The organism is Pseudomonas brassicacearum subsp. brassicacearum (genome assembly GCF_008801605.1).
In the GTDB taxonomy this organism is placed as follows: Bacteria; Pseudomonadota; Gammaproteobacteria; order Pseudomonadales; family Pseudomonadaceae; genus Aquipseudomonas; species Aquipseudomonas brassicacearum.
On record NZ_VZPJ01000018.1, the window covers coordinates 1 to 21,726 of the forward strand.

At 62.6% G+C, this 21,726-nt stretch carries 18 protein-coding genes; 6 read left to right on the forward strand and 12 right to left on the reverse strand.

Annotation, left to right across the window (positions count from 1 at the left end; translation table 11 throughout):
* Window positions 1-632: 632 nt before the first annotated feature.
* The 5 genes from F7R20_RS27760 to F7R20_RS27780 form a co-directional block, all read right to left on the reverse strand.
* On the reverse strand, window positions 633-1,610 hold the full coding sequence (locus F7R20_RS27760) for a bifunctional glyoxylate/hydroxypyruvate reductase B (protein ID WP_003202653.1): 978 nt from the start codon (window positions 1,608-1,610) through the stop codon (window positions 633-635).
* A 15-nt stretch (window positions 1,611-1,625) separates the two neighbouring features.
* Window positions 1,626-2,924, reverse strand: a complete 1,299-nt coding sequence (locus F7R20_RS27765; protein ID WP_003202651.1) for an MFS transporter — start codon at window positions 2,922-2,924, stop codon at window positions 1,626-1,628.
* Between the two features lie 86 nt (window positions 2,925-3,010).
* Entirely contained in the window at window positions 3,011-3,991 is a 981-nt protein-coding gene (locus tag F7R20_RS27770) for a sugar kinase (protein ID WP_003202649.1), read from the reverse strand.
* A complete protein-coding gene (locus tag F7R20_RS27775; protein WP_003202647.1) occupies window positions 3,984-4,766 on the reverse strand; it encodes a sugar phosphate isomerase/epimerase family protein in 783 nt (260 codons plus the stop codon). The genes F7R20_RS27770 and F7R20_RS27775 overlap by 8 nt, the downstream gene beginning before the upstream one ends.
* Before the next feature lie 153 nt (window positions 4,767-4,919).
* Window positions 4,920-5,945 carry a LacI family DNA-binding transcriptional regulator gene (locus F7R20_RS27780; protein ID WP_003202646.1) on the reverse strand — a complete coding sequence of 342 codons (1,026 nt, stop codon included), beginning with the start codon at window positions 5,943-5,945 and terminating at the stop codon, window positions 4,920-4,922.
* Window positions 5,946-6,200: 255 nt separating this feature from the next.
* Here F7R20_RS27780 and F7R20_RS27785 point away from each other — a divergent pair, with 255 nt between their 5' ends.
* A complete protein-coding gene (locus F7R20_RS27785) occupies window positions 6,201-8,354 on the forward strand; it encodes a WG repeat-containing protein (RefSeq protein ID WP_003202644.1) in 2,154 nt (717 codons plus the stop codon).
* A 172-nt stretch (window positions 8,355-8,526) separates the two neighbouring features.
* Here F7R20_RS27785 and F7R20_RS27790 read toward each other — a convergent pair whose 3' ends face one another.
* Window positions 8,527-8,880: a hypothetical protein gene (locus F7R20_RS27790; protein ID WP_003202641.1), complete on the reverse strand. Its 354-nt coding sequence runs from the start codon at window positions 8,878-8,880 to the stop codon at window positions 8,527-8,529.
* A 442-nt stretch (window positions 8,881-9,322) separates the two neighbouring features.
* Between F7R20_RS27790 and F7R20_RS27795 the strand changes: the two genes are divergently transcribed.
* A complete protein-coding gene (locus F7R20_RS27795; RefSeq protein WP_003202639.1) occupies window positions 9,323-14,191 on the forward strand; it encodes an NAD-glutamate dehydrogenase in 4,869 nt (1,622 codons plus the stop codon).
* 181 nt (window positions 14,192-14,372) lie between these two features.
* Here F7R20_RS27795 and F7R20_RS27800 read toward each other — a convergent pair whose 3' ends face one another.
* The 3 genes from F7R20_RS27800 to pdxR form a co-directional block, all read right to left on the reverse strand.
* Entirely contained in the window at window positions 14,373-14,777 is a 405-nt protein-coding gene (locus tag F7R20_RS27800) for a cupin domain-containing protein (protein WP_003202636.1), read from the reverse strand.
* 263 nt (window positions 14,778-15,040) lie between these two features.
* A complete protein-coding gene (locus F7R20_RS27805) occupies window positions 15,041-15,322 on the reverse strand; it encodes an antibiotic biosynthesis monooxygenase family protein (protein ID WP_003202634.1) in 282 nt (93 codons plus the stop codon).
* Window positions 15,323-15,443: 121 nt separating this feature from the next.
* The gene (gene pdxR / locus F7R20_RS27810; protein WP_003202633.1) at window positions 15,444-16,877 is read right to left on the reverse strand and encodes a MocR-like pyridoxine biosynthesis transcription factor PdxR; all 1,434 of its coding nucleotides are present in this window, start codon (window positions 16,875-16,877) and stop codon (window positions 15,444-15,446) included.
* A gap of 195 nt (window positions 16,878-17,072) precedes the next feature.
* Here pdxR and F7R20_RS27815 point away from each other — a divergent pair, with 195 nt between their 5' ends.
* Window positions 17,073-17,513 (forward strand): carboxymuconolactone decarboxylase family protein, encoded by a 441-nt coding sequence (locus F7R20_RS27815; protein ID WP_003202631.1) that lies wholly within the window; start codon window positions 17,073-17,075, stop codon window positions 17,511-17,513.
* Window positions 17,514-17,639: 126 nt separating this feature from the next.
* Here the strand turns inward: F7R20_RS27815 and F7R20_RS27820 are convergent, their stop codons facing one another.
* Window positions 17,640-17,993 carry a hypothetical protein gene (locus F7R20_RS27820; protein WP_003202629.1) on the reverse strand — a complete coding sequence of 118 codons (354 nt, stop codon included), beginning with the start codon at window positions 17,991-17,993 and terminating at the stop codon, window positions 17,640-17,642.
* Window positions 17,994-18,194: 201 nt separating this feature from the next.
* Between F7R20_RS27820 and F7R20_RS27825 the strand changes: the two genes are divergently transcribed.
* Genes F7R20_RS27825 through F7R20_RS27835 form a run of 3 tightly spaced genes read left to right on the forward strand, consistent with a single transcriptional unit; the run spans window position 18,195 to window position 20,348 of the window.
* Window positions 18,195-18,827, forward strand: a complete 633-nt coding sequence (locus F7R20_RS27825) for a secretin and TonB N-terminal domain-containing protein (RefSeq protein WP_003202627.1) — start codon at window positions 18,195-18,197, stop codon at window positions 18,825-18,827.
* On the forward strand, window positions 18,824-19,369 hold the full coding sequence (locus F7R20_RS27830) for a sigma-70 family RNA polymerase sigma factor (protein WP_013693543.1): 546 nt from the start codon (window positions 18,824-18,826) through the stop codon (window positions 19,367-19,369). The genes F7R20_RS27825 and F7R20_RS27830 overlap by 4 nt, the downstream gene beginning before the upstream one ends.
* A 37-nt stretch (window positions 19,370-19,406) precedes the next feature.
* Complete coding sequence (locus F7R20_RS27835; protein ID WP_003202624.1) at window positions 19,407-20,348, forward strand: FecR family protein; 942 nt, start codon at window positions 19,407-19,409, stop codon at window positions 20,346-20,348.
* 225 nt (window positions 20,349-20,573) lie between these two features.
* Here F7R20_RS27835 and F7R20_RS27845 read toward each other — a convergent pair whose 3' ends face one another.
* A complete protein-coding gene (locus F7R20_RS27845; RefSeq protein ID WP_003202622.1) occupies window positions 20,574-21,185 on the reverse strand; it encodes a PulJ/GspJ family protein in 612 nt (203 codons plus the stop codon).
* Window positions 21,182-21,634, reverse strand: coding sequence for a type II secretion system minor pseudopilin GspH (gspH, locus tag F7R20_RS27850; protein ID WP_003202620.1), 453 nt, complete (start codon window positions 21,632-21,634; stop codon window positions 21,182-21,184). Before gspH ends, F7R20_RS27845 begins: the two co-directional genes overlap by 4 nt.
* Window positions 21,635-21,726: the final 92 nt, after the last annotated feature.

The window sequence follows — 21,726 nt, forward strand, 5'->3', positions numbered from 1 at the left end:
GGAGCCGAGCTTGCTCGCGATGACGGCGGCACATTCAACTTCAATGCAGCCTGACCCACCGCTATCGCGAGCAAGCTCAGCTCCCACAGGGGTTGGCGATGGACACCGATGCCATGAGCACCCGGGAACAGTGTGGGAGCGAGCCTGCTCGCGATGACGGCGGCACATTCAACTTCAATGCAGCCTGACCCACCGCTATCGCGAGCAAGCTCAGCTCCCACAGGGGTTGGCGATGGACACCGATGCCATGAGCGCCCGGGATCAGTGTGGGAGCCGAGCTTGCTCGCGATGACGGCGGCACATTCAACTTCAATGCAGCCTGACCCACCGCTATCGCGAGCAAGCTCAGCTCCCACAGGGGTTGGCGATGGACACCGATGCCATGAGCACCCGGGATCAGTGTGGGAGCCGAGCTTGCTCGCGATGACGGCGGGACATTCAACTTCAATGCAGCCTGACCCACCGCTATCGCGAGCAAGCTCAGCTCCCACAGGGGGTGGCGATGGACACCGATGCCATGAGCACCCGAGATCAGTGTGGGAGCCGAGCTTGCTCGCGATGACGGCGGCATATTCAACTTCAATGCAGCCTGACCCACCGCTATCGCGAGCAAGCTCAGCTCCCACAGGAACTCAGCCGCGCCACGCCCCTGGATTCACCAGATTCACCGGCCGCTCCCCCGCCAATGCCGCCAACAGGTTGTCCACCGCACAACGCGCCATCGCCTCCCGTGTCTCGTGGGTGGCCGAGCCCATATGCGGGGTCGCGACCACGTTATCCATTTGCAATAGCGGCGAATCCGCACTCAAGGGTTCGCGCTCGAACACATCCAGCCCCGCGCCACGGATCTGCCCGCTGCGCAGGGCGTCGATCAGCGCCGCTTCATCGACCACCTTGCCCCGGGAAATATTGATGAAAATGGTTTCAGGGCGCATCTGCGCGAACGCTTGTGCACCGATCAGCCCTTGAGTCTCAGCGGTCAAGGGCAGGGTCAGGCAAATGAAGTCCGCCTGCTGCAACAGTGTCTTGAGGCTGCAATAGCGCGCGCCGAAACGCTGCTCGACCGCGGGCTTGGGTGAATGGCTGTGGTAGAGCACCGGCATGCCGAAGCCGAAATGCCCGCGTTGGGCCAGGGCCTCGCCGATGCGGCCCATGCCGATGATGCCCAGGGTCTTGCCATGGACGTCGGTGCCGAAATGCCGCGGGCCGATGCTCTGTTGCCACTCTCCTGCGCGAACCAGGTTGGCCAGTTCCACCACGCGTCGAGCGGTCGCCAGGATCAAGGCGAACCCAGTGTCGGCGGTGGTTTCGGTCAGCACGTCGGGGGTATTGCTGAGCAGGATCCGGCGTTCGGTCAGGTAATCGATGTCGTAGTTGTCGACCCCCACCGAGACGCTGGCGATGGCTTGCAGGTTCGGCGCCAGGTCCAACAGCGCCGCATCCAGCTTGAGGCTGGCGCCCAGCAGGCCGTGGGCGGCGGGGAGGGCGTCGCGCAGTTGCGCCAGGCCCTGGGCATCGAGGCGCTCGATGAGCGTGACGTGGGCCTGGGCTTGCAGACGGGCCATCAATTGAGGGGACAGCGCTTTGTACAACACCACATGCTTTTTCATGGGACGGGTCTCGATTCAGGAACGGGCGGGCGCCGGGTGTGGCGTCGCGGTATTGGAGACTTCCCGGTCGCTGGCGCCGGGCTTGAGGGCGAGGGTCAGTACCACCGACAGCAGCAAAGCGCCGCTCATCAGCAGGAAGGACATGCCAGGGGAGCCGGTGGTGCCGTTGAGGTAGCCCACCAGATACGAGCCGCCGAACGAACCCAGCGCGCCCATGCTGTTGATCAACGCCATGGCGCCGCCGGCGACGTTGGCCGGGAGGATTTCCGGAACGATGGCAAAGAACGGACCATACGGCGCGTACATGCAAGCGCCGGCGACCACCAGCAAGCCATAGGACCACCAGAAATGCTCGGCCCCCAGCAGGTAGGAGGCGTAGAACGCGACGGAGGCGATCAGCAGGGGCGGCCAGACAAAACGCTTGCGCTTCTGCGCCTTGTCCGACGCCCAGGACACCACCAGCATGCCGATCACTGCCGCCAGGTAAGGCAAGGACGATAGCCACCCGGCCTCGACCATGTTCATCTGCAGGCCGGCCTTGAGGATCGACGGCAACCACAGCACGAACCCGTAGACCCCGATGCTCCAGCAGAAAAACTGCAGCGCCAGGATGATCACCTTGGGCGAGCGAAAGGCCTCGGCGTAGTTCTTCACTGCCTTGATGCCGACCTGTTCGGCCGCCAAGGCGCTTTCCAGGTCCCGTTTCTCCTGATCGCTGAGCCACTTGGCCTGGGCTGGGCGATCATCGGCCAGGCGCCACCAGATAAAGGCCCAGAGCACCGCCGGCAGGCCTTCGATGATGAACATCCAGCGCCAGTCGAACTGCTGCACCAGGTAACCCGACACCACCGACATCCAGAGCATGGTCACCGGGTTGCCAAGGATCAGGAAGGTATTGGCGCGCGAGCGTTCGGCCCGGGTGAACCAGTGGCACAGGTACACCAGCATCGCCGGCATCACGGCGGCCTCGACCACCCCGAGCATGAAGCGGATCACGATCAACCAGTAGGCGTTGGAGACCACGCCCGTCAGGGTGGCCAGTGAGCCCCAGAGAATCAGGCTGACGAAGATCAGCTTCTTCACGCTGTGCTTTTGCGCGTAGATCGCCCCCGGTACCTGGAAGAAAAAGTAGCCGAGGAAAAACAGTGCGCCGAGCAGCGATGACAGCCCCGGGGTGATCATCAGGTCCTTGGCCATGCCCGAGGCGGCGGCAAATCCATAGTTGGCCCGGTCCAGGTAGGCCAGGCTGTAGGTGATGAACACGATGGGCATGATGTACCACCAGCGACGGGTGGCGAGGTTGAGCGTTTGCATGTCGTTGACTCCTGAGCTTGTTGTTTTTGTTGCAGCAGGTGCGTTTTGTGGTAGCTCTATCGCGAGCAAGCTCGCTCCCACAGGGGTTAACTCGATCCCATGTGGGAGCGAGCTTGCTCGCGATAGGCGGTTTCAAATTCAGCCAATAACTCGGTGCGCGTCGGCAACCCTTCCATATCCCCACGGCTCTGCACCGCGCGGCTGCCGATCCAGTTGGCGCGCTGCACGGCCTCGGTGATGGCGCGGCCGTCGAGCAACGCACTGATCAGGCCGACGGCGAAGCCATCGCCAGCGCCCACGGTGTCCACCACCCGGGCTACCGGTACGCCGGCGATAACGCCCTGGTCCAGGTGCGTGCGGTAATAGGCACCGTCCGCGCCGAGCTTGATCACGACGATTTCGGCGCCTTGATCCAGATAGAACGCGGCGATATCGGCCGGGTCGTCGAAACCGGTCAGCAAGCGACCTTCGCCGAGCCCCGGCAGGACCCAGTGGGCGAGGGCGGCGAGGCGATTGATTTGCGCAATCATGGCCGACTCGCTGGTCCACAGGCTCGGCCTCAGGTTGGGGTCGAACGACAGGCTGCGGCCGGCTTCGCGCATGCGGGTCATCAATTCAAAGGACATCTCGCGGGCCGTGGCCGACAACGCCGGGACGATGCCGGTGGCGTGCAAGTGACGGGCTTCAAGCAGCGCTGGCGCGATGGAATCGATCGACAGATGACTGGCCGCCGAGCCACGACGGAAATACTCGACCTGCGGGTCGCTGCCATCGTCGGTACGCGACTTGAACTGAAAGCCGGTGGGGTGCGTTGGATCGACCGCTACGTGGCGACAATCCAGGCCTTCGTTTTCCAGGGTCTGCACTACGAAGCGTCCCAGGGAATCAGCGCCGACCCGGCTCAGCCACGCAACCTTGAAGTCCAGTCGCGACAGGCCGATGGCCACGTTGCTGTCGGCCCCGGCGATACGCTTGTGGAACTGGTCGACGCTGGCCAGCTCACCGCGCTGGTCAGCCACCAGCATCGCCATGGTTTCGCCGAACGACAACACATCGAACTCAGGCATGGGCAGGCTCCCGGCGCGATTGTCCGAGACGGGACAGCGTGGCGACATGTCCAGCGGTCAATTGCAACAAGTCTTCGCCTTGCAGCGGATATTCGGCGGCGCGCATCACACCGACGGGCATGTGCTTGAGCAGTTGTTCCCACAGGTGCAGGTCGGTCATGGCCGGAGGCACGGCGACCAGTTTGCCGTCGGCGCGCTGGGCCACTGCCTTGCAATGCACGTAAGCCACATACCGTCCGAGCTGTCGGGCGGCGACGGCGGCCGATTGGTCCTGCCATTGCCAGTTGCCGATGTCGAAGGTCATGCCGACGGGCAATGCGTGCGTTTCTGCTGCGCTGAAGAAGCGCTGCAACGGTTCGATCCGTCCGCCTTGCAAGGTCTGGTCGTTTTCCACCAGCAACTGCACCGGGCTTGCGCCGAGCACATCCGCCAATGCCGACAGATCATGGGAGTCGGTGAAGTGCCCGAGGGAGACTTTCAGCCATGCCGAGCCGAACGCCTCGGACCGTTGCAGGGTCAGCGCCAGGGCGGGGTTGGGCCTGGACTGCCCGGCGAGCCACAGCTCCAGTGGCGACGAGAAAATACTTTGCAGCCCCTGGGCACGAGCGCGAGCGGCCAGTTCGGCGGGCTGTTCGGTGGTGAGCAATTCTTCGCGCCATTCGATGCGCGAGGCACCGGCGGCTGCCAGCAGATCGATGAAACTGCCTTGGCCTTGTTGCCGTACCAGGTCGGCGCGGTAGCTGGAAAGACTGATGGAGACGGGTGGATTGTGCATTGTTTTTATACCTCTGAAACCGGTTTCAGTTTTGTGCAAAAAAAAGGTGGTGTGCTTCAGGGCCTCATCGCGAGCAAGCTCGCTCCACACGGGATCTGCGTCGCGCTGGAAATCCCTGTGGGAGCGAGCTTGCTCGCGATAAGGCCGGCTCGATCATCGAGAAACCCCACGCGTCGACCCACGCTCGATCAACCGCGCCGCAAAATCCAAGGTCCGCACTGGCCCTTTATCCCCACGCAAACGCTTGAGCAGACAGTCGAACGCACTGGCGCCGATCTCCGCTGTCGGTTGGGCCAGGGCCGTGATGCCGCTGCCCACCAAGGGGTACCAATCCAGGTCGTCGAGGGCAATCAGGCCTACGTCGTCGAACAAGTGGCAACCGAGCTCGCGCAACACCGTCGTGGCGGCCAGCGCGGCAATGCCATTGGCACAGAACAGCGCCTTGGGGCCTTGCCCCGGTTGGGCCAGGAAAGCCTTGATGCGCGCGCTCAGTTGATCGCAGGTTTCCACCACGGCGCCGGTCAGGGCAGGGCGTCGCGCGATGCCGGTCTTGAAACTCTCGACTCGCTCGATTCGTGAGCTGGTGCCGTCGAACGGTTCGGTCACCAGCAACAGATCGCGGTAGCCCCGTTGTTCGAGGTGATCGAGGGCCATCTCGATGGCTTTTGGGTTGTCGAGGCCGACCAGGTCGCTGTCGAGTTGATCGACCTTGCGATCCACCAACACCAGAGGCATTTCGCTGCGCAGTTCAAACAGTTCGTCACGGTGGTGACCCAGGGTGTTCACGATCAACCCTTCGATGTTGTAGGCGCGCAACAGCGCCAGGTGCTGGCGCTCCTGCTCGTCATCACGGTCGGTGTTGCACACCACCAGGCTGTAGCCATGGCGACGACAGGCGGTTTCCACGCCATGCATCACGGCAATCGAATAGGGGTTGCGGATATCGGCCACCAGCATGCCGATCAGGCGTGTGCGCCCGCGCTTGAGGCCGCGGGCCATCTGGTTCGGCCGGTAGCCCAGTTCGCTGATGGCTTGCTCGATACGCCGGGCAATGGCCTCGGAGAGCAGGGCGCGGTCCTCGCCGATGAAACGCGAGACACTGGCCTTGGAGACCCCGGCGCGTTCGGCGACATCAAGCATGGTCACGCGGCTGCGCTGGGCGGCGGAGAAAGAATTCACGGATTGAAACCTGCTTATTGGATTTATTAGCGGTTCTGAAACCGGTTTCAGGAAACATCAGAATCCATCCCTCCGTCAAGGGCGACGTGTCAGAGGCACGACCGACGGTGGTTCACTTCAGCCGGACAAGGGCGACGATCCAGGCAGGTCGGCAGGCCGAAGTAACAGAACAGGCCCTCCAGGGCGATTTGCAGCGCGTAAGGCCGTGTGGTTAGCTGCCTGCCTTCCCCAAGCCCTTTGACGATCGAAGCCTCCATGAACTTCTCCCAGCCTCGCGTGAGATTGCTGTCGATACTGAGCGTGACCTTGTTGGTGGTGGGTTGTGCGTCCTACACCCTGTTTCGCCACAGCGGCGCGCCGGTGGATGAAGGTTTCGCCGCCGAGCAACTGAACGAAGGGGGCATGGAAGACATCGGCACGCTGGCACTGCCCGAGGTGGAGAGACGCCTCAACTATTTGATTCAGGACACCGGTGAAACGCTCCGTTCCCTGGAGCTGATCAGTGACGCGCAATTGAGCCTGAGTATTGAGACGACCGAGCCTGCCGACGAGCGGCCGTTGCAGTACGAACCGCTGTTTGTCCCACTCACCAGTGCGCAACTGAAAGCTGAACTGGCCTCGATCCAGGGCCTGCGTTTTGCCCAGAGGCTATTCGCCGACGGTTCCGAAGTGAGGCTCGACACCAGCAGCCTTGATCCGCTCTGGAAGCGCGCCGCGACGCCGGATGAACCGGTGGCCGAGCAGTACCTGCCGCAGCGCCTGCGGTTTCGCGATGGCAGCGAAAAAACCTTCGCCGATCTCAAGGCGCCGCCCAAGGTCGAGTCTGACGACATGATCGCGTCCCATGACGCCTTCGCACTTGCGGTGAACAAGCCTCTGGCGAGTCTCGGCCTGACGGTCGCTTACCGCAGTTATCCGGCGTTCAGGAAAGTGGTCCTGGACAAGGATCACCCGAAGGTGACCCTGGACGATGGCCAGTCCTTCCAGCTCACCGCCCTGGGTGACGCCAGCGCCTCTGTGCGCCTGAGTACGCCGAAGATGTCGACCTTCGTGGTGCAGGGGCTGGACGACGCGGGCAAGGCGCTCTACAGCAACGGCAACAACTCCCGCGCGTTCCCCTCCGAAGGCGATATCGCGGCGTTGCACGACTATTACAAAGCGCTGCTGCAGACCAAGGACGATCTCAAGCAGCTCAAGACCGGCCAGGCGGTACAGCAGCAGTTGGAACGCCTGACCCAGGCGCTGGCCGCTCAGGTGGGGCCGTTGAAAAACACCGAGGTCGACTATCAATTCGAGGCCACCCCGCAACGCATCGTCATTCATGTGCTCGATCCGATGGAAGACAACAGCGTTGAGTTCACCCAGGTCGACAACGTCCTGGCGGAGCAGGCGCGTTACATCGCTCTGGACCGAAACGCCGAGCGCTACGGCTTCATCGACCAGGCCGGCCAGTGGTTGATCAAGCCCCGTTGGGTGCAGGTGCAAGACAGCCAGATGGCGGATACCTACACATTGTTTTCCCCGGAAAAGTCCAGCGACCCGGACTCGGACTGGCAGGCGTTGCGCAGCCAGCTCGCCTATTTTCCTGCCGGCAGCAACAAGCTCGTGGACCTGCCGTTCGAATACATCACCGAAACGTTGAGCAATGGCCTGCTGTTGGTGGAGCGGGAAACCAACGGACCTTATGGGCTCTACGATGCCAAGGGGCATCGTTTCGTATTGCCGATGAAATTCGTCAACCCCACCGTGACTGGCAACGTGTTCATCGCCCGTCTCGGCAAACGAACCGATGTCATGGAAGGCCTCTACGGCGCCTATACCCTGGACGGCAAGGAAATCCTGCCGGCGCAGTTCTCAGGCATCGAGCACAGCGAGGGTTTGCTCTACGCCAGCTCTGCCGACCGGAGTCGTCAGAACGTTTTCGACCTGGACGGTAAACGGCTCAACCTGCCGGGTGACAACGTGATAGGCCGGTTTGTCGGGCAGCAACCGCTGTTGGTGCAGGACGCTAAAAGCAGGAAGTTTGCTTTTATCAATCGCCAGGGGACGCGGCTGCCCATCAAGTTACCGTATGACGAGGTGGAACCGTTTTCCAACGGTATGGCGGTGGTCGCACGCGCCGGCAGCTATGGCGCCATCGACCTGGCGGGCATCTTGCGAGTCCCGCTGGAGTACAGCCAGCTCAACGCGTTCCAGACTCGGTACGCAGCGGCCATTCGGGCCGGTGGTGGTTCCGGGCTGGTCCTGATCAGTCAAGACAACAAACTGATCAAGGAGCTGGGGTCCTATGCCAGCCTGGAAGTGCCGGATAACGGCAATGAGGCCCGTTATTACGTGAGGGACCCGAAGGATAGTGACGCGTACCTGGCCTATGACGCTGACGGCAATCTGGTGCAGAAAGACGAATAACAGCCGGTGCACGGATCCCTCGCCACGCAAGAGCAGTCGCCTTTGATCGTTCCTCACGCTCCGCGTGGGAATGCCGTCAGGGACGCTCCGCGTTCTGCTTCTGGAAGGTGACGCAGAGCGTCACGGGATGCATTCCCACGCAGAGCGTGGGAACGATCAACGCCGACAGGAATCAGAGCTGGCTTATATAGGTGCCCGTCCCCTTGAGGATGTTCTGCAACGTCAGTTCCACTTCCGCCAGGTCCGCCGCATCGGTGTCGTGGGTGATTTCCAGCACGTCGTCGCCGTTCAACGCATCGGCATCCGCCGCCGCAATCTCAATCAGCAAGCGGGTAGGGCTCAGCGTGACTTTCACGCCGTCCAGCGTCGAAGGCTCGCCATCCAGGGCAATCTCCAGTTCGTCTTCGTCGGGGTAGCGGGTCATCAGGAACATTTCGCCCTGGGCGCTGTGGCAGCAGAGCATGGCCATGTTGTCTTCTTCGTCGTCGCACGGATTGGCGATCAGCAGGGTGGTGGTCATTTGCATGGTGATGGCTCCTGGCTCGATGAGCCGAAAAAAGTGGATTCTGCCAGCCTGGAGGACTTTGCGCTGGATTACCGCAATCGGGCTGCGATTTCACACTGCCAGGTGCCGTTTCGCCCCTGGGCTGCTAGGGTTGTTCGATGAACTCGGGCCGGTTTAGCTTGCCGATGACCGAATATGTCGCAGCGCTGCAAGCAGGCACATTGTCGCACTCGTTAAGCTGCGCAACGGATGTGCACCTGCAAAGGCCATCCCGGAGTGGTTTTTGCAGGTGTCCATGACATGAAATTACATGGAAAAGGATGTGACCTGCGGGTCCTGTCCAGCTTCATCCACCTGTCATCCTGTTTCCTCTGCCCGAGAATCAGGAACGGGATGGCCGACAGCCCCGCAGGGGTTGCACGCGACGCTTCAATCAATAACAAGCCCAAGCGGAGTACCACAGATGGCGTTCTTCACCGCAGCCAGCAAAGCCGACTTCCAGCATCAACTGCAAGCGGCACTGGCGCAGCACATCAGTGAACAGGCACTGCCACAAGTGGCGCTGTTCGCTGAACAATTCTTCGGCATCATTTCCCTCGATGAACTTACCCAGCGCCGGTTGTCCGACCTTGCCGGCTGCACCCTGTCTGCCTGGCGCCTGCTTGAGCGCTTCGATCACACGCAACCGCAGGTGCGCGTCTACAACCCCGATTACGAACGCCACGGCTGGCAGTCGACCCACACGGCCGTGGAAGTGTTGCACCACGATCTGCCATTCCTGGTGGACTCGGTCCGCACCGAGCTGAACCGTCGCGGCTACAGCATCCATACCCTGCAAACCACCGTGCTGAGCGTGCGTCGCGGCAGCAAGGGCGAGTTGCTGGAAATCCTGCCAAAAGGCACCCAGGGCGACGGCATCCTGCAAGAGTCGTTGATGTACCTGGAGATCGACCGCTGCGCCAACGCCGCCGAACTCAACGTCCTGAGCAAGGAACTTGAGCAAGTGCTGGGCGAAGTGCGCGTGGCCGTGGCCGACTTCGAACCGATGAAAGCCAAGGTCCAGGAAATCCTCGACAGCCTGGACAGCAGCGCCTACGCCATCGACGCTGAGGAAAAGAGCGAGATCAAGAGTTTCCTGGAATGGCTGGTGGGCAACCACTTCACCTTCCTGGGCTACGAAGAGTTCGTGGTTCGCGATGAGGCCGATGGTGGCCACATCGAGTACAACCCCGATTCGTTCCTCGGCCTGACCAAATTGCTGCGCGCTGGCCTGACCGCCGAAGACCTGCGCATCGAAGACTACGCCGTCAATTACCTGCGCGAACCGACGCCGTTGTCGTTCGCCAAGGCCGCGCACCCGAGCCGCGTACACCGTCCGGCCTACCCGGACTACGTGTCGATCCGTGAAATCGACGCCAACGGCAAGGTCATCAAGGAATGCCGCTTCATGGGCCTGTACACCTCTTCGGTGTATGGCGAGAGCGTGCGGGTCATCCCGTACATCCGCCGCAAGGTCGCGGAAATCGAGCGTCGCTCGGGCTTCCAGGCCAAGGCGCACCTGGGCAAGGAACTGGCCCAGGTGGTCGAAGTGCTGCCCCGTGACGACCTGTTCCAGACCCCGGTGGACGAGCTGTTCAGCACTGTCATGTCCATCGTGCAGATCCAGGAACGCAACAAGATCCGCGTGTTCCTGCGCAAAGACCCGTATGGCCGTTTCTGCTACTGCCTGGCCTACGTGCCACGTGACATCTACTCCACCGAAGTGCGCCAGAAGATCCAGCAAGTGCTGATGGATCGCCTGAAAGCCTCGGACTGCGAGTTCTGGACCTTCTTCTCCGAGTCCGTACTGGCCCGTGTACAACTGATCCTGCGGGTGGATCCGAAGAACCGTCTCGACATCGATCCGGTCTTGCTGGAAAAAGAAGTGGTCCAGGCCTGCCGCAGCTGGAAGGACGACTACGCCAGCCTGGTCGTCGAGAGCTTCGGCGAAGCCCAGGGCACCAACGTGCTGTCGGATTTCCCGAAAGGCTTCCCGGCCGGCTACCGCGAGCGCTTTGCTGCGCACTCGGCCGTGGTCGACATGCAGCACCTGCTGAGCCTGAGCGAAAAAAATCCGCTGGTCATGAGCTTCTACCAGCCACTGGGCCAGGTCTCCGGCCAGCGTGAGCTGCACTGCAAGCTGTATCACGCCGATACGCCACTGGCGCTGTCCGACGTGCTGCCAATCCTGGAAAACCTCGGCCTGCGCGTGCTGGGCGAGTTCCCGTACCGTCTGCGCCACACCAATGGCCGCGAGTTCTGGATTCATGATTTCGCGTTCACCGCCGCCGAAGGCCTGGACCTGGATATCCAGCAACTCAACGACACCTTGCAGGACGCCTTCGTCCACATCGTGCGTGGCGATGCCGAGAACGATGCGTTCAACCGCCTGGTGCTGACCGCCGGCCTGCCATGGCGCGACGTGGCGCTGCTGCGTGCCTACGCCCGTTACCTGAAGCAGATCCGCCTGGGCTTCGACCTGGGTTACATCGCCAGCACCCTGAACAACCACACCGACATCGCTCGCGAGTTGACCCGGTTGTTCAAGACCCGCTTCTACCTGGCGCGCAAACTCAGTGGCGATGACCTGGAAGACAAGCAACTGCGCCTGGAACAAGCGATTCTCTCGGCCCTGGACGACGTCCAGGTGCTCAACGAAGACCGCATCCTGCGTCGCTACCTGGACCTGATCAAGGCCACCCTGCGGACCAACTTCTACCAGACCGACGCCAACGGCCAGAACAAGTCCTACTTCAGCTTCAAGTTCAACCCGCACCTGATCCCGGAACTGCCGAAACCGGTGCCCAAGTTCGAGATCTTCGTCTACTCGCCACGGGTCGAAGGCGTGCACCTGCGCTTCGGCAACGTTGCCCGCGGCGGCCTGCGCTGGTCCGACCGTGAAGAAGACTACCGCACCGAAGTGCTTGGCCTGGTAAAAGCCCAGCAAGTGAAGAACTCGGTGATCGTGCCGGTGGGCGCCAAGGGTGGTTTCCTGCCACGTCGCCTGCCGTTGGGCGGCAGCCGGGACGAGATCGCGGCCGAGGGCATCGCCTGCTACCGCATCTTCATCTCGGGCCTGTTGGACATCACCGACAACCTGAAGGACGGCGCACTGGTACCGCCGGCCAACGTCGTACGTCATGACGACGATGACCCGTACCTGGTGGTGGCGGCGGACAAGGGCACTGCGACCTTCTCCGACATCGCCAACGGCATCGCCATCGACTATGGCTTCTGGCTGGGCGATGCGTTCGCCTCCGGCGGTTCGGCTGGCTACGACCACAAGAAAATGGGCATCACCGCCAAGGGCGCGTGGGTCGGCGTGCAGCGCCACTTCCGCGAGCGCGGCATCAATGTCCAGGAAGACAGCATCACTGTGGTGGGCGTCGGCGACATGGCCGGCGACGTGTTCGGCAACGGCTTGTTGATGTCCGACAAGCTGCAACTGGTCGCGGCCTTCAACCACCTGCACATCTTCATCGACCCGAACCCGGAGCCTGCCAGCAGCTTTGCCGAGCGCAAGCGCCTGTTCGACCTGCCGCGTTCGGCCTGGAGCGACTACGACACCAGCATCATGTCCGAAGGCGGCGGTATCTTCTCGCGCAGCGCGAAGAGCATCGCCATCTCGCCACAGATGAAAGAACGCTTCGACATCAAGGCTGACAAGCTGACCCCGACCGAGCTGCTCAACGCCTTGCTCAAGGCGCCGGTGGACCTGTTGTGGAACGGCGGTATCGGCACCTACGTCAAGGCCAGCACTGAAAGCCACGCCGATGTCGGCGACAAGGCCAACGATGCTCTGCGCGTGAACGGCAACGAACTGCGCTGCAAGGTCGTGGGCGAGGGCGGCAACCTGGGCATGACCCAACTGGGTCGCGTCGAGTTCGGCCTCAATGGCGGCGGTTCCAACACCGACTTCATCGACAACGCGGGCGGTGTGGACTGCTCCGACCACGAAGTGAACATCAAGATCCTGCTCAACGAAGTGGTGCAGGCCGGCGACATGACCGACAAGCAACGCAACCAGTTGCTGGCGAGCATGACCGACGAAGTCGGTAGCCTGGTGTTGGGCAACAACTACAAGCAGACCCAGGCCCTGTCCCTGGCGGCGCGCCGTGCCTTCGTGCGGATCGCCGAATACAAGCGTCTGATGAACGATCTGGAAGGCCGCGGCAAGCTGGATCGCGCCATCGAGTTCCTGCCGTCTGAAGAGGCGATCAACGAGCGTGTCGCGGCGGGCCATGGCCTGACCCGTGCCGAACTGTCGGTGTTGATCTCCTACAGCAAGATCGACCTCAAGGAAGCGCTGCTCAACTCCCTGGTACCGGACGACGATTACCTGACCCGTGACATGGAGACGGCTTTCCCGCCGACGCTGGTGAACCAGTTCTCCGAGGCCATGCGTCGCCATCGCCTCAAGCGCGAGATCGTCAGCACCCAGATCGCCAACGACCTGGTCAACCACATGGGCATCACCTTCGTTCAGCGGCTCAAGGAGTCTACGGGCATGAGCCCGGCGAACGTTGCGGGTGCTTATGTCATCGTTCGGGATATCTTCCACCTCCCGCACTGGTTCCGTCAGATCGAGGCCCTGGACCACCAGGTCTCGGCCGACGTGCAACTGGAGCTGATGGACGAACTGATGCGCCTGGGTCGTCGCGCCACGCGCTGGTTCCTGCGCAGCCGCCGCAACGAGCAGAACGCTGCCCGTGACGTCGCGCACTTCGGCCCGCACCTGGCAGCGTTGGGCCTCAAGCTCGACGAACTGCTGGAAGGTCCGACCCGCGAAGGCTGGCAGACCCGCTACCAGGCCTATGTGGCCGCCGGTGTGCCGGAGTTGCTGGCGCGTATGGTTGCCGGCACCACGCACCTGTACACCTTGTTGCCGATCATCGAGGCGTCCGACGTCACCGGCCAGAACGCTGCCGATGTGGCCAAGGCCTACTTCGCCGTGGGCAGCGCCCTGGACATCACCTGGTACCTGCAACAGATCAGCGCACTGCCGGTGGAAAACAACTGGCAGGCACTGGCCCGTGAAGCGTTCCGCGATGACATCGACTGGCAGCAACGGGCGATCACCATCTCGGTCCTGCAGGACGGCGACGCGACCCAGGATGTGGAAACGCGCCTGGCGATGTGGCTTGAGCAGCATCACGAAATGGTCGAGCGCTGGCGCGCCATGCTGGTGGACATCCGTGCCGCCAGCGGCACCGACTACGCCATGTACGCGGTCGCCAACCGCGAACTGCTGGACCTGGCGTTGAGTGGTCAGGCGGTCGTGACGGCCAACTGATCCGGCGTTGAATGAAAAAGCCCCGCATTGAGAGATGCGGGGCTTTTTTTTATATTCGCTGTGAGTCCCTGTGGGAGCGAGCTTGCTCGCGATGGCGGTGTATCAGTCACGTTCAATGTCGCTGACCCACCGCTATCGCGAGCAAGCTCGCTCCCACAGGGGGACAGCTGTGCTGTGGCTGTTAGTTTTTCAGCGGTATCAACACCGCTTCATCCTCACCCATCACCATGAACACCAGCAGTTTCGCCGGCTGGCTCGTGCTGGCGTTTCTCGAGACCAGGTGCTCGGACCCCGCTGCTTCATACCAGAACTCTCCAGTCTTGTAGGTCTTCGCCGGCTCACCCTTGACCTGGGAAGTGATGGCGCCTTCCAGTACGTAGGCCATGGCCGTGCCCTCATGCTTATGGGCAATGGACGCTTGGCCGGGGGCATAGTCGACGGTCAGCATCATGGTTTTTTTACCTGGAGCGTTTTTCAGCAATTGCTCCTGCAGCACCGTGACCTTCTCCGAAGGCGCGGCTTCGTGGGCGTAGGTCTGGGTAATGGGCAGCAGGCCGAGGGCGGCGATCAGACAGAGTGTTTTCATGAAGGTATGACCCATGTGGTTTCGAGTGATTTCGCGCTGTCGCGGCGATGGATTCACCCTAAGCCCCACGGAGGGGCAAGCAAACGTCCAATCTTTCGGAAGGTGGGTAGACCAATACCGCGATCCACCCAATTTGAAAGCTACCCCCTGTAGGAGCTGCCGAAGGCTGCGATCTTTGGCTCTTGATCTTTGGCTTGGGATTTAATTGGATTGGACAGGATCGCAGCCTCGTTGCACTCGGCTGCTCCTACAGACGCGGAGTGTCAGCTATTGAAGTCGACGCTGCGCGCCAGGCGGTTGTCGATCAGGCTGATGAAGCCTTGCACTTCCGGGCAGTTGAAGTGGGCTTGCATGGCCGCTTCCGACTGCCAGCGGGCACTGACGCTCCAGCGGTCGCCATCGTCCGGGCAATGGTCGACCAGGTAGGCATCGCAGCCCGGCTGCGTACGCAGGGTCTCGACGATTTGCTGCAATTGCCGGCCCAGTTCTTCCGAGCGACCGGCGGCGGCTTGCACCTGTACGGTATTGATCACTTGGCGAGACATTGTTCAGGCTCCTGAATCAAGTCGCAGGGGGTTGTTCAACATCAATGACACCCATGCAGGATAGGCCCGCCGGGGCAAGGCTCAAACAGCCAATGGGCGGATAAATGCCCAGTCCAATCCCTCAGGCCACTTGCTGCAGAATGTCGCGCAAGCGGTCCAGGGCTATGTCGATGTCCAGGGTTTCGATCGCGCCAAAACCAAAGAACAGGCCCGGCCGCACCGGGGCCTCGTTGAAAAAACCATCAAGGCTGTAGAGCCCGACTTCGGCTTTTTTCGCCAGTTCGATCACCAGCGCCAGGTCCATCGGAACCTTGCACAACACCGCCATATGAAAGCCCGCGGTGGTGGGCACGGCCTCGAACCAGGGCGATAAGTCCCCGCCCATGCGAGCCAGGATTCGCTCGCGGCGACCGGCATACAGGGTGTGGCAGCGGCGGATATGCTTGAGCAGGCAACCCTCGGCGATGAACTTCGCCAGCGCCCACTGGGGCAGGGTGGAGGTGTGCTGGTCGGTGAGGCGCTTGGCCAGGATTACCGCTTCAAGAATCGCCGGCGGCAGGATCGCATAGCCCAGGCGCAACTCCGGCAACAAGGTCTTGGAGAAGGTGCCGACGTACGCCACGATCCCGCGCTCGTCCAGGCTCTGCAACGAATCGGCGGGCCGGCCTTCGTAGCGGAATTCGCTGTCGTAGTCGTCTTCGATGATGATCGCCCCCAGCTCATAGGCCCGCGCCAGCAGGGCCTCGCGGCGGGCCTGGCTCATGGGCATGCCCAGGGGAAACTGGTGGGAGGGCGTCACATAAATCAACCGCGTGCCGTCGGGGATCAGGTCGACCCGCATGCCTTGCTCGTCCACCGGCACTCCGACCACCGTGGCGCCCTGGGAGCCGAACAGCAAGCGCGCCGGCGGGTAGCCCGGATCTTCCATGGCCACCAGGCTGCCGGGCCGGGTCAACACCCGCGAGATCAGGTCCAGGGCTTGCTGTGCGCCGTTGCACACCACCACGTCTTCATCCTGGCAATTTACCCCGCGGGAAAACGCGATGTGCCGGGCAATGGCATTGCGCAGCGACGGCAGGCCTTCGGGCTGGCTGTAGAAGCCCTTGGCGCTGGCGATCTGGCGCAGCGCATGGGCCGTGCAGCGCCGCCAGTCGTCCAGCGGAAACTGGCCCTTGCCCGTGGCGCCGCCGATGAAGTCGTAGCGCAACGCGCCTTCGAGGGTGGGATGGCGCATCAGGTCGGGCATGGTGCGCCAGGCTTCGACGACGTCGGCGCCGGCCAGTTCGCGGTGGCTCTGTTTGCGCACGATCCTGGCCGGCCGTGCGTTGACGTAGGTGCCTTTGCCGATGATGCCGGTGAGCAGGTTTTCGTAGGTCAGTTGAGCGTAGGTGTCGGAGACGGTCTTGCGCGAGACTCCCAGTTGTTCGGCCAGCAGGCGGCTGGGCGGCAGTTGCGTGCCGGCCGCCAGGCGACCGCTTTCGATGGCGCTGCGCAATTGTTGATACAACTGGCCCGACAGGTCCTTGCGGCCGTTGATGACAACATGAAGTTCCATACCCGCAAGCTCCTGGGCGATTGTTTGGCCGCCGGCGTCAAAGGCGCAAGATTACCCGCATTGTGCGACTGCATAGAAGTTGCGTGGGGAAAATCCCGCCTATTGGACTTGCCTCCGGGTTTTTCGACAAATTGGACCTGTCATTGGCCGGTCCCAGGGCCTAGCGTGAAGGTCTCGAATACCACGGAGCCCGCCATGAGCCCGCGTCTGGATTACTACACTGCATCGCCTGGGGCGATGAAAGCCATGATCGGCCTGGAAGCCCTGACCAGTCGCCTGAGTATCGAACCGGCGCTGCTGCATCTGATCAAGATCCGCGCTTCACAACTCAATGGCTGTGCCTTCTGCACCGACATGCATTCGGTGGAGGCGCGACGCCAGGGCGAGACCGAGCGGCGGCTCTACGCGGTGGCAGTGTGGCGCGACAGCGGTTTTTTCACTGCCCGCGAACGCGCCGCCCTGGCCTGGACCGAGGCGGTGACGCTATTGGCTGAAAGCCAGGTGCCGGACGACGTCTATGCCCAGGCCCGGGCCTGCTTCAGCGAGGAGGAACTGGTGGACCTGACCCTGGCGATCAGCACCATCAACAGCTGGAACCGGCTGGCGGTGAGTTTTCGCCAGAGTCCGGGTGGCTGATCCGCGAGAGCCAACTGTGGGAGCAAGGCTTGCCCGCGATGAACGATGATGAGGTGAATCTGGCGGACCGTGGCGCCTGGATCGCGAGCAAGCTTTGCTCCCACAGAGCAGGTCTGTCGTTTGCCTCTATTTATTTCCGTTGGGCAGCAGCGAATTGCTGGTCGGAACCGGCGGCCGCTGGGGCTTGACCGACGTGCCAAACGTATTGCCCATGCGCACGCCAGTGGCCGCCGGGGTTGCCAGGCCGATGCTGTTCGGTGCGCGTTCGTTGACCGGCACATTCATGGCATCCTGGGCCCGTTGCGCAGCTGTTGCAGCCTGCGGGTCGTTGCCCATCTGCCGGCTCAGGCAGTTGTAGTCGGGGGTCTTGTAGCCACCGACGGTCACCTCGATACACGCCGGGGCTTCTTCGCCCTGGGCCCACGGCAGGGCCAGGAGCAGCCCGACACCGGCCATCATTTTCGTCCACTGTTTCATCATCGACCTCCTGCCCGTCACACCCGACGGTTCGTTGTCTGGGCATCAGTCTAGTGCGGCCCGGAGGATTTGTATCAGATGTCATACGACATTCATAAACACCCCTCAGGATGACGGTTTTCAACGGATACGTCAGTCGTGCAGCAGGGCAGAGCCGGGGGCGGACGCGGGCGTGGATTGACCAGGGCGCCCTTGCGGTGGCTGATGGTGTTGCTGTGTCTGCTGGCCGGGCCGATCCAGGCGGTCGGCCTGGTGGACCTGGACATCGCGCCCCAGGAACTGACCACGGCGCTGGAGCAGTTCAGCCGGGCGACGGGCATGGCGGTGCTGGTGGACCACCAGTTGTCGAGCCAGCGTCATACGCTGGGTGTCCAGGGGCAGTTCACACCCTCCGAAGGGTTGAGGGTGTTGCTCAGCGGCACCGGGCTGGCGGCGCACTATGCCCGGGAGGATGCGTTCACGTTGCAGCCGGTGCAGGTCCGCGAGGTACCGCTGCCTCCCGGCGTCACCCCAGGCTTGAGTGACAGCAACTACGCGGCAGCGATCCAGACGGTCATCCAGCGCAATTTGTGTCGTTCACCGTTGACCCGCCCAGGCAGTTTCCGGGCGGTGCTGCAAGTGTGGATCGGCCGGGACGGCGTGGTCCAGCACAGCCGCCTGGTCAGTTCCACGGGCGACCTGATGCGGGACAAGGCCTTGGTCAACAGTTTGCAAAACCTCAGGATCGACCGTCCGGCGCCCAGCTCGTTGCGCCAGCCGGTGACCCTGCTTTTGTTACCCGACTCATCAGGAAGAAGCATGGAATGCATAGCAGGGGAAGGGGTGTCCGGGCGATGAAAGACTCCGGTCGCAGCCCGTTGGTGAAGTTGTTCCTCACCTCGTATGAGGATTTCAAGGTGCGCCTGCGCAGGCGCCTGGGGTCCGAGGAACTGGCCAACGACGTGCTGCATGAAACCTACCTGCGGGTCGATCGAATGATCGATACGCAGGAGATTGCCCAGCCCAACGCTTATTTATATCGCATGGCCCTGAACATCGCCGCCGACCGTCGACAGGCCGATGCGCGCCTGCTCACCGGCGATGAAATCGAGGAATTGCTGCAGGTCTCGGATGAAGCGCTGGATCCGGCCCGTGTGGTGGGTGGGCAGAAGGAGCTGCAGACCCTGCTCAAGGCCTTGTACGAACTGCCGGCGCGCCGTCGCAGGATTTTCATCGCCGCACGCCTGGAGGAAGCGCCGCACCTGGAAATCTCCCAGCGCTTCGGTATTTCCACGCGCATGGTGGAGAAGGAAATCAAGGCTGCGTTGGGGCACTGCGCCCAGCGCCTGGAAAGAAAAGTCATTCAGCGGTTCGGTCCCGGCGCGGGAAAACCGTCTTGAGAGTAGAGACCCGACCCTTTCGTGAGTGTGTGTGCGCTTGAACATCTTCAGCATCACTTCCCCTGACGCCACGCCCCAGGCCCGATTGGCCAGCGAGGCCCGAGACTGGCTGATCCTGCTGACCTCGGGGCGCGCCACCGTGGCCGATGCCCGGGCCTTGCGCCTGTGGTGCGGGCAAAGCCCCGAACATGCCCGGGCCTTCGAACAGGCCAAGGCGCTGTGGCAGGGGCTGCAACCTGCCGCCGCCGCGGTGCAGGCGCCCCGGCATTTCGGCCGCCGGGCGTTGTTGGGTGGCGCCATCGCGGCGTCGGCAGCTTTCCTGTTGATCCGCGCCACGGTGCCCGGTGGTGTTTCCGGGCTGGGAGCCGACTACGTCACCGATGTCGGCGAACAGCGCCGGGTGGAACTGGCCGAGGGCGTCAGCCTGGAACTCAATACCCAGACCCGCCTCAGTCGCCGCGCGCTGGCCGATGGCGGGCAAGGACTGGAGTTGCTCAGCGGCGAGATTGAAGTGCAGGGGCGCAGTGCCCAGGTGGTCAGCGTCCAGGCCGGCACCGGCTGGATCAGCGCTGCCCGGGCACGCTTCAACATTCGCTACACCGACCAGAGCGTCTGCGCGACTTGCCTGGAGGGTGTGGTGCAGGTCGAGGTACAAGGCCAGCGGTTTCGCCTGGAGCCGGGCATGCAACTGACTTACGACCCTGGTCGGGTGGGCGCTCCCAAGCGTGCCGATGTGTCGGCAGCCATCGCCTGGCGTGAGCAAGTCCTGGTGTTCAACGACGCGACCCTGGCCAGCGTCATCGATGAAATCAACCGCTACCGTCCCGGCATGTTGCTGCTGCTCAACCGCGAACTGGGCCAGCGCAAGGTCCAGGCGCGGTTTCGCCTGGACCAACTGGCGGGCGTGGCGCTGTTGATCCGCGATGCCTACGGCGCCAAATGCACTGAATTGCCGGGTGGGGTGGTGGTGCTGAGCTGAGGCCAGTGGCGTCTGGGCAGGCCTCATCGCGAGCAAGCTCGCTCCCACAAAGGCCCGGTGCTTGGCCCAAATCTAGAATTCACCCAATACCCCTGTGGGAGCGAGCTTGCTCGCGATGAGGTCGGCACATTCGACATCGCCCTCAACAGACCCACCGCTATCGCGAGCAAGCTCGCTCCCACAATGTGTGCCAAGCCTTGAAGGTCACCCGATAATCTGGGGGAGCTATTCCAATGGCCCCAGCACCTGTCGATATTTCTCTATGCCCTGAGGCGTCTGCCGGGTCAGGCTGATTTCGATGCCCATCGGGTTTTCCTGGCGGTTGCCGCTGAGCTTGCGCCAGCCTTTTTCCTTGTGCCAGTACCGCAGTCCGGCGTCGCTGACGTCACTGAGCACCGCCACGCCCGGGCCGGGCGCGGGCAGTGGATAGCGATTGCGGGCCTGGCCTTGGGCGCGGTAAAGCGTGTCGCCCTTGAGCCACCAGCGCACCCGTTGCAACTCGCCCTCCTGGGTCGCCGCCACGCGGATCACATCCAGGCGAAACCCCCTGCCATCGGTGCTGCGCACGGTGAGGGCGGGCGGGGCGGTCGAGGGCGGGTCGTCGACGCCGGGTTTTACCGGTTCACTCAGCTCGATGCTGGCGCGCAGGGCCACGTCGCGCTCCAGTTGGTTCAATACCCGCAACAAGGCTTCGGTCTGTTCGGTACTGGCCTGCAAATGGCTGTCGGCACGGGTCACGCTGTCCAGCCCGCGCCAGGCGATCAGGCTGACCACCGCCATCAGCAGGATCGCCACCATCACTTCCAGCAAGGTGAAGCCGGTCTGCCGGGCGCTCATTGGAGTTGCACCCGCCCGGCGGCACTGCGTTGCACCGTGAGACTGTTCAGGCCGTCCGACAAGCGGATCTGCAAGGGCTCGCCGAGCCATTCGGCATTGAGCACGACCCGCTGCCTGGGTTCCACGCGAACCTCCATCGACGGGCTCTGCCAACGACGGGAATGCAATTGCGGATCGTCCTTGAAGCGATCCAGCCCCACGCCTTGATCGGCGCGACGACTGAAGCCGAACCCCTTGGCATCCCAGCGCCAGGTAATCGGCCGTCCGTCAGTGCGGGCTTCGGTCTGGGCCAGTTGCAACAGTTGCACCAGTCGCTCGCCATCCTGGCGCAGCAACTTCAACGGATCCGGCTTGATGCTCAGGCTCACGGCGGCGCTGGCAATGCCGATGATCACCAGCACCACCATCAATTCGATCAGGGTGAAACCGCGTTGCTTGCCGAGGTTCATGCGCGCTCCTTTGCGTGAAAGCCATCCTGCACGGTGAAGATGATAAGGATGTGAAATAAAACGGAGAGAATTGACGCGTACGCTGGACGCTG